The sequence below is a fragment of the Helicobacter pylori genome, from assembly GCF_011175115.1.
GTDB lineage: Bacteria > Campylobacterota > Campylobacteria > Campylobacterales > Helicobacteraceae > Helicobacter > Helicobacter pylori_DF.
Genome location: NZ_SHOW01000002.1, coordinates 75,780 through 86,289 on the forward strand (window position 1 = coordinate 75,780; position 10,510 = coordinate 86,289).

The window sequence follows — 10,510 nt, forward strand, 5'->3', positions numbered from 1 at the left end:
AAACTCTAAGGATCTATCTTTTCGTTAGGGTTTAGAGCGATTTGGTTCATCGCATTCAAACGAAAAATTTTTTCCGTCAAACTTTCTGAGAACAAGACCTGATTGTTTGCATAATTCTAATGCTTTTTTAAGCTTTTGATTTCTTATCTCTTCCAATTGTTTAGAGCTATTTGCAATATCAGTATCAAGATAGGCTTCATAGGTTTCTTCTGTCATTATAGTTACTCCAAATGTTAAAATCCTATAGCCTTTATCTTGACGATAGGCTTTAAGCACAACAAAGATCACTAAAGCATAAACACCTAAAAGCGCTAATAACCAAAGAGTTATTTTGCTAGTTATAGATAACGCTTTTTTCACTTCAATACCTTTTTGGTGAGCTTTTATAGAGTAAAACAAAAGTCCTTAACGGAATGTTTTTTATGGTATCCATTGGTGTCTGCATTCAATAAGATTGGGTGTAAATTTTCTCTATTATATCTCAATTTTGCACCTCTTTAAATTTCGCTTTTTAAAATAAAGCCCTTTAAAATTTCAAACTTTAACCGATTATAGTTCCAACCAAAAGCAAGGATGCCTTTGGGTTTTTTATAACAAGGAGTTACAACAATGGCTTTTCAGGTCAATACAAATATCAATGCGATGAATGCGCATGTGCAATCCGCACTCACTCAAAATGCGCTTAAAACTTCATTGGAGCGATTGAGTTCAGGTTTAAGGATTAATAAAGCGGCTGATGACGCATCAGGCATGACGGTGGCGGATTCTTTGCGTTCACAAGCGAGCAGTTTGGGTCAAGCGATTGCCAACACGAATGACGGCATGGGGATTATCCAGGTTGCGGATAAGGCTATGGATGAGCAGTTGAAAATCTTAGACACCGTTAAGGTTAAAGCGACTCAAGCGGCTCAAGACGGGCAAACTACGGAATCTCGTAAAGCGATTCAATCTGACATCGTTCGTTTGATTCAAGGTTTAGACAATATCGGTAACACGACTACTTATAACGGGCAAGCGTTATTGTCTGGTCAATTCACTAACAAAGAATTCCAAGTAGGGGCTTATTCTAACCAAAGCATTAAGGCTTCTATCGGCTCTACCACTTCCGATAAAATCGGTCAGGTTCGTATCGCTACAGGCGCGTTAATCACGGCTTCTGGGGATATTAGCTTGACTTTTAAACAAGTGGATGGCGTGAATGATGTAACTTTAGAGAGCGTGAAAGTCTCTAGTTCAGCAGGCACAGGGATTGGCGTGTTAGCAGAAGTGATCAACAAAAACTCTAACCGAACAGGGGTTAAAGCTTATGCGAGCGTTATCACCACAAGCGATGTGGCGGTCCAGTCAGGAAGTTTGAGTAATTTAACCTTAAATGGGATCCATTTGGGTAATATCGCAGATATTAAGAAAAATGACTCAGACGGAAGGTTAGTCGCAGCGATCAATGCGGTTACTTCAGAAACCGGTGTGGAAGCTTATACGGATCAAAAAGGGCGCTTGAATTTGCGCAGTATAGATGGTCGTGGGATTGAAATTAAAACCGATAGCGTCAGTAATGGGCCTAGTGCTTTAACGATGGTCAATGGCGGTCAGGATTTAACAAAAGGCTCTACTAACTATGGGAGACTTTCTCTCACACGCTTAGACGCTAAGAGCATCAATGTGGTTTCGGCTTCTGACTCACAGCATTTAGGTTTCACAGCGATTGGTTTTGGGGAATCTCAAGTGGCAGAAACCACGGTGAATTTGCGCGATGTTACTGGGAATTTTAACGCTAATGTCAAATCAGCTAGTGGTGCGAACTATAATGCTGTCATCGCTAGTGGTAATCAAAGCTTGGGATCTGGGGTTACAACCTTAAGGGGTGCGATGGTGGTGATTGATATTGCCGAGTCTGCGATGAAAATGTTGGATAAAGTCCGCTCTGATTTAGGTTCTGTGCAAAATCAAATGATTAGCACCGTGAATAACATCAGCATCACTCAAGTGAATGTTAAAGCGGCTGAATCTCAAATCAGGGATGTGGATTTTGCTGAAGAGAGCGCGAATTTCAATAAAAACAACATTTTGGCGCAATCAGGCAGCTATGCGATGAGTCAAGCCAATACCGTTCAACAAAATATCTTAAGGCTTTTAACTTAGTTTTAAGAAAGGTGTTTGTATGGGGCTAACGCTTTAAGCGTTGGCTTTTTGTTTTAATTTTTACTTCTTTTTCAATAAAATACTCTTTTTTATTTCTTTTTATTACAGGCGGTTATTGTGTTGGATAGTTTTGAGATTTTAAAGGCTTTAAAGAGTTTGGATTTATTGAAAAACGCCCCTGCTTGGTGGTGGCCTAACGCTTTGAAATTTGAAGCTTTATTAGGGGCGGTTTTAACGCAAAACACTAAATTTGAAGCCGTTGTGAAATCTTTAGAAAATCTAAAAAATGCTTTCATTTTAGAAAATGATGATGAGATCAATCTTAAAAAAATCGCTGATACGGAGTTTTCAAAGCTTGCAGAGTGTGTCCGCCCTAGCGGGTTTTATAACCAAAAAGCCAAACGACTGATTGATTTGAGCAAGAATATTTTAAAAGACTTTCAAAGTTTTGAAAATTTTAAACAAGAAGTAACCAGAGAGTGGCTTTTAGATCAAAAGGGTATTGGCAAAGAAAGCGCGGATGCGATTTTATGCTACGCGTGCGCTAAAGAAGTGATGGTGGTGGATAAATACAGCTATCTTTTTTTAAAAAAATTAGGCATAGAGATAGAAGATTATGACGAATTGCAACATTTTTTTGAAAAAGGCGTTCAAGAGAATTTAAATGCCGCTTTAGCGCTTTATGAAAACACCATTCCTTTAGCGCAACTTTATGCGAGATTCCATGGAAAGATCGTGGAATTTTCCAAACAAAAATTGGAATTGAAGCTTTGATTTTTAGATTTTTCTTAATCTTAAGCCTTTTTAAAGGGGTCTTGTTAGCCAAAAAGGATTTAAATTTTTTCAAACCTTTAGAGCCTACTAAAAAATATTTTGGCTCTTTTAAGATCGGCTATCTGTATCAGCATGCAGAAACGACTAAAAGATCCCCCATCCGCCCTAAAAACCGCCCGCCTATTTTAATGGATAAAATTTACCATGACGCTTCTTTAGGCTTTCAGGCAGGGTTCGTTTTAAAAAAGAACGCTTTATTAGGGGGGTATTTGGATGCAGGAATGGGCGATTCGTATTTCATGAGCGCTGGGTTTATGGCTGGGGTGAGGCTTTTTAAGGGGTGGGTTATCCCTAAAATCGCCTTAGGCTATCAGCTCCAAATTTTAGGGGCTAAGATTGATAAGTATCAATTCAATATCCAATCAGCAGTGGGGAGTGTGGGCTTGTTTTTCAATGCGGCTAAAAATTTTGGCTTGAGCATAGAAGCAAGGGGTGGTATCCCTTTTTATTTTATCCAAAGCAAATTTTCTAAAGCCTTTGGCACGCCACGATTGAACATCTATTCTGTTGGTATCACTTTCACTTTTTATGACTTTACGAGATTTTTAGGGTAAAATATTCATTTTAAAAAGCAACTATAGAGTATAAAAACCATAATTAGACAAACCTTTAAGGATTTATGATGATTTTCATTGACGCATGTTTTAGAAAAGAAACGCCTTACACGCCCATTTGGATGATGAGGCAAGCGGGGCGTTACCTTAGCGAATACCAAGAGAGTCGCCAAAAAGCGGGGAGTTTCTTGGAATTGTGTCAAAATAGCGATCTAGCCACAGAAGTTACCTTACAGCCGGTAGAGATTTTAGGCGTGGATGCGGCTATTTTGTTTAGCGATATTTTAGTAGTGCCTTTGGAAATGGGCTTGAATTTGGAGTTTATCCCTAAAAAGGGGCCGTATTTTTTAGAGACTATTACGGATTTAAAAAGCGTGGAAAGCCTAAAAATAGGGGCTTACAAACAACTAAACTATGTCTATGATACGATTTCTCAAACGCGCCAAAAGCTTTCTAAAGAGAAAGCGTTAATCGGTTTTTGCGGATCGCCTTGGACTTTAGCGATTTACATGATAGAAGGCGAAGGGAGCAAATCGTATGCTAAAAGCAAGAAAATGCTCTATAGCGAGCCTGAAGTTTTAAAAGCGCTTTTAGAAAAATTAAGCCTTGAATTGATAGAGTATTTGAGCCTTCAAATCCAAGCAGGGGTCAATGCGGTGATGATCTTTGACTCATGGGCTAGCGCTTTAGAAAAAGAAGCGTATTTGAAATTCAGTTGGGATTATTTGAAAAAAATCTCTAAAGAGCTTAAAAAACGCTATGCACATATCCCGGTTATCCTTTTCCCTAAAGGGATTGGTGCTTATTTGGATAGCATAGATGGGGAATTTGATGTGTTTGGCGTGGATTGGGGCACGCCTTTAGAGGTGGCAAAAAAGATTTTAGGCGATAAGTATGTTTTGCAAGGGAATTTAGAACCCACCCGCCTTTATGATAAAAACGCTTTAGAAGAAGGGGTTGAAAGGATTCTAAAAGTCATGGGCAATCAAGGGCATATTTTTAATTTAGGGCATGGGATGCTACCGGATTTACCCAGAGAAAACGCAAAATATTTAGTGCAATTAGTGCATGCTAAAACCAGGCGGTAGGGGGGATTGATGAAAACTATTATAAGATATGTTAGTTTATGGGGCTTGTGTGCGGCTTTAACTCTAGCCCAAACCCCCTCTAAAACCCCAGATGAAATCAAGCAAATCCTTAACAATTACAGCCACAAGAATTTAAAGCTCATTGATCCGCCGACAAGTTCTTTAGAAGCAACACCGAGTTTTTTATCCTCGCCTAAAGAAACAGCGACCACGATCAATCAAGAGATTGCTAAATACCATGAAAAAAGCGATAAAGCCGCTTTGGGGCTTTATGAATTGCTAAAAGGGGCTACCACTAATCTTAGTTTGCAAGCGCAAGAACTCAGTGTCAAGCAAGCGATGAAGAACCACACCATCGCCAAAGCGATGTTTTTGCCCACTTTGAACGCGAGTTATAATTTTAAAAATGAAGCTAGGGATACTCCAGAATATAAGCATTATAACACCCAACAACTCCAAGCTCAAGTCACATTGAATGTGTTTAATGGCTTTAGCAATGTGAATAATGTCAAAGAAAAGTCTGCGACTTACCGATCCACTGTGGCTAATTTAGAGTATAGCCGCCAAAGCGTGTATTTGCAAGTGGTGCAACAATACTACGAGTATTTTAACAATCTCGCTCGCATGATCGCTTTGCAAAAAAAATTAGAGCAAATCCAAACAGACATTAAAAGGGTTACCAAACTCTATGATAAAGGGCTGACCACGATTGATGATTTGCAAAGCCTAAAAGCGCAAGGGAATTTGAGCGAATACGATATTTTAGACATGCAATTTGCTTTGGAGCAAAACCGCTTGACTTTAGAATACCTCACTAACCTCAGTGTGAAAAATTTGAAAAAGACTACGATTGATGCGCCTAATTTGCAATTGAGAGAAAGGCAGGATTTGGTTTCTTTAAGGGAGCAGATTTCTGCACTCAGATACCAAAACAAGCAACTCAACTATTACCCCAAGATAGATGTGTTTGACTCATGGCTTTTTTGGATCCAAAAACCCGCTTATGCCACAGGGCGTTTTGGGAATTTCTACCCCGGTCAGCAAAATACGGCTGGGGTTACTGCGACTTTGAATATTTTTGATGATATAGGGTTGAGTTTGCAAAAACAATCCATCATGCTAGGCCAATTAGCGAATGAAAAGAATTTAGCGTATAAAAAATTAGAGCAAGAAAAAGACGAACAGCTTTACAGGAAGTCGCTTGATATTGCCAGAGCTAAGATTGAATCTTCAAAGGCTAGTTTGGATGCGGCCAATCTTTCTTTTGCCAATATTAAAAGGAAATACGACGCTAATTTAGTGGATTTCACCACTTATTTAAGGGGCTTAACCACGCGCTTTGATGCAGAAGTGGCTTACAATTTAGCGCTCAACAACTATGAAGTGCAAAAAGCCAATTACATTTTTAACAGCGGGCATAAAATAGACGACTATGTGCATTAAGGGAGTAGAAATGATACGAAAAATTTTAATAGGGTTTTTTTTGAGTTTTTTGAGCATGGAAGCTGGCGAAAAAGTGTATGCGATTTTCAATGTGAAAGCGATGCAAGATTCCAAACTCACCTTGGATAGCACAGGGATTGTGGATAGCATTAAGGTTACTGAGGGGAGCGTGGTCAAAAAGGGCGATGTTTTGTTGCTTTTGTATAATCAAGACAAACAGGCTCAAAGCGATTCCACCGAGCAACAACTCATTTTCGCTAAAAAGCAATACCAACGATACAGCAAAATTGGGGGAGCTGTGGATAAAAACACTCTAGAGGGTTATGAGTTCACTTACAGGCGCTTGGAGTCTGATTACGCTTATTCTATTGCGGTATTGAATAAGACCATTTTAAGAGCCCCTTTTGATGGCGTAGTAGCGAGCAAAAACATTCAAGTGGGCGAAGGGGTGAGCGCGAATAGCACGGTGTTACTAAGATTAGTCAGCCATGCCAGGAAATTAGTCATTGAATTTGATTCTAAATACATTAATGCGGTCAAAGTGGGGGATACTTACACTTATTCTATAGACGGGGATTCCAATCAACATGAAGTTAAAATCACTAAGATTTATCCCACGGTTGATGAAAACACACGAAAAGTGAGCGCTGAAGCCCTTTTGTCTAAGCCTATGGCAGTGGGGCTTTTTGGCGATGGGTTTATCCAAACGAAGTGATAGGGTATTTTGATGTATAAAACAGCGATTAATCGTCCTATTACGACCTTGATGTTCGCTTTGGCGATCGTCTTTTTTGGGACTATGGGTTTCAAAAAATTGAGCGTGGCGCTTTTCCCTAAAATTGATCTGCCTACGGTGGTGGTTACTACGACTTATCCTGGGGCTAGCGCTGAAATCATAGAGAGTAAGGTAACCGATAAGATTGAAGAAGCGGTTATGGGGATTGATGGGATCAAAAAGGTTACTTCTACGAGTTCTAAAAATGTGAGTATCGTCGTCATTGAATTTGAGTTAGAAAAACCTAATGAAGAAGCCTTAAACGATGTGGTGAATAAAATTTCTTCGGTGCGTTTTGATGACTCCAACATTAAAAAACCCTCTATCAATAAATTTGATACCGATAGTCAAGCCATTATTTCATTGTTTGTGAGCAGTTCAAGCGTGCCGGCTACAACCCTTAATGATTACGCTAAAAACACCATTAAGCCCATGCTCCAAAAAATCAATGGGGTAGGGGGCGTGCAGCTCAACGGCTTTAGGGAGCGTCAGATTAGGATTTATGCCGATCCCACTTTGATGAATAAATACAACCTGACTTATGCGGATCTTTTCAGCACGCTTAAAGCGGAGAATGTGGAAATTGATGGGGGGCGCATTGTCAATAGCCAAAGGGAATTGTCTATCTTAGTGAATGCGAATAGTTATAGCGTGGCGGATGTGGAAAAGATTCAAGTGGGTAATCATGTGCGTCTTGGCGATATTGCAAAGATTGAAATCGGTTTGGAAGAAGACAACACTTTTGCGAGCTTTAAAGACAAACCCGGTGTGATTTTAGAAATCCAAAAGATTGCCGGAGCGAATGAAATTGAAATCGTGGATAGGGTGTATGAAGCTTTAAAGCGCATTCAAGCCATTAGCCCCAGCTATGAAATCAGACCCTTTTTAGACACCACGAGCTATATCCGCACCTCCATTGAAGACGTGAAATTTGACCTAATCTTAGGGGCAATTTTAGCGGTTTTAGTGGTGTTTGCGTTCTTGCGTAGCGGCACGATCACCCTCGTTTCAGCGATCTCTATCCCTATTTCTATCATGGGGACTTTTGCGCTCATTCAATGGATGGGCTTTTCGTTAAACATGCTCACCATGGTGGCTTTAACGCTAGCGATAGGGATTATCATTGACGATGCGATCGTGGTGATTGAAAACATCCATAAAAAGCTAGAAATGGGCATGAGCAAACGCAAAGCGAGCTATGAGGGGGTGAGGGAAATTGGCTTTGCTCTAGTGGCGATTTCAGCGATGCTGCTCTCTGTGTTTGTGCCTATAGGGAACATGAAAGGCATTATCGGGCGCTTTTTCCAAAGCTTTGGGATCACGGTGGCTTTAGCGATCGCTCTATCGTATGTGGTGGTCGTTACGATTATACCCATGGTAAGCTCAGTGGTGGTCAATCCCAGGCATTCTCGTTTTTACGTGTGGAGTGAGCCTTTTTTTAAGGCTTTAGAGTCTCGTTATACCAGATTGCTCCAATGGGTATTAAACCACAAGCTCATTATCTTTATAGCGGTGGTTTTGGTGTTTGTGGGTTCGCTTTTTGTGGCTTCTAAATTGGGTATGGAGTTCATGCTGAAAGAAGATAGGGGGAGGTTTTTAGTGTGGCTTAAGGCTAAACCGGGCGTGAGCATAGATTACATGACACAAAAGAGTAAGATCTTTCAAAAAGCGATTGAAAAACATGCTGAAGTGGAATTTACCACCTTGCAAGTGGGTTATGGCACATCGCAAAACCCTTTTAAGGCTAAGATTTTTGTGCAGCTCAAGCCTTTAAAAGAGCGCAAAAAAGAGGGTGAATTGGGGCAATTTGAGTTGATGAGCGCTTTAAGGAAAGAGTTGAGAAGCATGCCTGAAGCTAAAGGTTTAGATACTATTAATCTTTCTGAAGTTGCTCTTATAGGGGGCGGTGGGGATAGTTCGCCCTTCCAAACCTTTGTGTTTTCCCATTCTCAAGAAGCGGTGGATAAAAGCGTGGAGAATTTGAGAAAATTCTTATTAGAAAGCCCTGAATTAAAAGGCAAGGTTGAAAGCTACCATACAAGCACGAGCGAATCGCAACCGCAACTGCAACTCAAAATTTTAAGACAAAACGCTAACAAATACGGCGTGAGCGCTCAAACCATTGGCTCGGTGGTGAGCTCTGCTTTTTCTGGGACTTCTCAAGCGAGCGTGTTCAAAGAAGATGGCAAAGAATACGACATGATCATTAGAGTGCCTGATGACAAGCGCGTTTCTGTAGAAGACATCAAACGCTTGCAAGTGCGTAACAAATACGATAAATTGATGTTTTTAGACGCTTTAGTGGAAATCACAGAAACTAAAAGCCCGTCCAGTATTTCTCGCTATAACCGCCAACGCAGCGTTACGGTGCTTGCTGAGCCTAATAGGAATGCGGGCGTTTCTTTGGGCGAGATTTTAACGCAAGTGAGCAAAAACACTAAAGAATGGCTGGTTGAAGGGGCGAATTACAGATTCACCGGTGAAGCGGATAACGCTAAAGAGACCAATGGGGAGTTTTTAGTCGCTTTAGCGACAGCGTTTGTGTTGATCTATATGATTTTAGCGGCGTTGTATGAGTCCATTTTAGAGCCTTTTATCATCATGGTTACCATGCCTTTAAGCTTTTCAGGGGCGTTTTTCGCTCTAGGTTTAGTCCATCAGCCTTTGAGCATGTTTTCTATGATAGGCTTGATCTTGCTCATTGGTATGGTGGGTAAAAACGCCACGCTTTTAATTGATGTGGCGAATGAAGAGCGTAAAAAAGGTTTAAATATCCAAGAAGCCATTTTATTTGCCGGCAAAACCCGTTTAAGACCGATTTTAATGACGACCATTGCGATGGTTTGCGGCATGCTGCCTTTAGCGTTAGCGAGTGGGGATGGAGCAGCGATGAAATCCCCTATAGGGATTGCGATGAGTGGGGGCTTAATGATTTCTATGGTGTTAAGCTTACTCATTGTGCCGGTGTTTTATCGTTTGCTCGCTCCCATAGACGACAAACTCAAGCGGTTTTATCAAAACCAAAAAACTTTAGAATGAAAAAGATTGTTTTCATTTTGGCTTTATGGGCGGGCTTGTTAGGGGCGTTTGAGCCTAAAAAAAGTCATATTTATTTTGGGGCTATGGTGGGTTTAGCCCCCATTAAAATAACCCCAAAACCAGCTAGCGATTCTTCTTATACAGCTTTTTTATGGGGGGCTAAAGGGGGGTATCAATTCGCTTTTTTTAAAGCTTTAGCGTTAAGGGGTGAATTTTCCTACCTTATGGCGATCAAACCCACCGCATTGCACACGATTAACACTTCTTTATTGAGCTTAAATATGGACGTGTTGAGCGATTTTTACACTTACAAAAAATACAGCTTTGGGGTGTATGGGGGGCTTGGGATAGGGTATTTTTATCAAAGCGATCATTTAGGCATGAAAAATAGTTCGTTTATGGGTTATAACGGCTTGTTTAATGTGGGGCTTGGCAGCACGATCGATCGCCACCACCGCGTAGAGCTTGGGGCTAACATCCCTTTTTCAAACACCAGAAATTCTTTTAAAAATTCTTATTTTTTAGAGAGCGTTTTTATCCATGCGGCTTATAGTTATATGTTTTAAGAGAGAATAAAAAATAGCCTATTGGTGGTCGTTATCAATAAGATAAGATCCTTAATGATATAAGGAGAT

Annotated in this window: 9 protein-coding genes and 1 pseudogene; 8 read left to right on the forward strand and 2 right to left on the reverse strand. The window is 40.4% G+C overall.

Features of this window, described 5'->3' with window-relative positions; translation table 11 throughout:
- Positions 1–24: 24 nt before the first annotated feature.
- Together EXS92_RS03550 and EXS92_RS07985 are read right to left on the reverse strand one after the other, a co-directional pair.
- The gene (locus tag EXS92_RS03550; RefSeq protein WP_165510475.1) at positions 25–399 is read right to left on the reverse strand and encodes a hypothetical protein; all 375 of its coding nucleotides are present in this window, start codon (positions 397–399) and stop codon (positions 25–27) included.
- A pseudogene (locus tag EXS92_RS07985) lies at positions 371–445 on the reverse strand (ABC transporter ATP-binding protein); the annotation flags it as partial. The pseudogene EXS92_RS07985 and the gene EXS92_RS03550, both read right to left, overlap by 29 nt.
- 164 nt (positions 446–609) lie before the next feature.
- Between EXS92_RS07985 and EXS92_RS03555 the strand changes: the two are divergent.
- From EXS92_RS03555 to EXS92_RS03590, 8 genes are all read left to right on the forward strand, one after another.
- On the forward strand, positions 610–2,142 hold the full coding sequence (locus EXS92_RS03555) for a flagellin A (protein WP_000885496.1): 1,533 nt from the start codon (positions 610–612) through the stop codon (positions 2,140–2,142).
- A gap of 117 nt (positions 2,143–2,259) precedes the next feature.
- A complete protein-coding gene (locus tag EXS92_RS03560) occupies positions 2,260–2,916 on the forward strand; it encodes a 3-methyladenine DNA glycosylase (RefSeq protein ID WP_165515588.1) in 657 nt (218 codons plus the stop codon).
- Positions 2,913–3,530: a hypothetical protein gene (locus EXS92_RS03565; RefSeq protein WP_165515589.1), complete on the forward strand. Its 618-nt coding sequence runs from the start codon at positions 2,913–2,915 to the stop codon at positions 3,528–3,530. The genes EXS92_RS03560 and EXS92_RS03565 overlap by 4 nt, the downstream gene beginning before the upstream one ends.
- A gap of 68 nt (positions 3,531–3,598) precedes the next feature.
- A complete protein-coding gene (gene hemE, locus EXS92_RS03570) occupies positions 3,599–4,618 on the forward strand; it encodes a uroporphyrinogen decarboxylase (protein ID WP_165515590.1) in 1,020 nt (339 codons plus the stop codon).
- Positions 4,619–4,627: 9 nt separating this feature from the next.
- Entirely contained in the window at positions 4,628–6,061 is a 1,434-nt protein-coding gene (hefA, locus tag EXS92_RS03575; protein WP_165515591.1) for an efflux RND transporter outer membrane subunit HefA, read from the forward strand.
- A 10-nt stretch (positions 6,062–6,071) separates the two neighbouring features.
- On the forward strand, positions 6,072–6,776 hold the full coding sequence (hefB, locus tag EXS92_RS03580) for an efflux RND transporter periplasmic adaptor subunit HefB (RefSeq protein WP_165512167.1): 705 nt from the start codon (positions 6,072–6,074) through the stop codon (positions 6,774–6,776).
- 12 nt (positions 6,777–6,788) lie between these two features.
- The gene (gene hefC, locus EXS92_RS03585; RefSeq protein WP_165515592.1) at positions 6,789–9,875 is read left to right on the forward strand and encodes an efflux RND transporter permease subunit HefC; all 3,087 of its coding nucleotides are present in this window, start codon (positions 6,789–6,791) and stop codon (positions 9,873–9,875) included.
- Positions 9,872–10,441, forward strand: coding sequence for an outer membrane beta-barrel protein (locus EXS92_RS03590; protein ID WP_165507956.1), 570 nt, complete (start codon positions 9,872–9,874; stop codon positions 10,439–10,441). Before hefC ends, EXS92_RS03590 begins: the two co-directional genes overlap by 4 nt.
- The last annotated feature ends 69 nt before the right edge of the window (positions 10,442–10,510 follow it).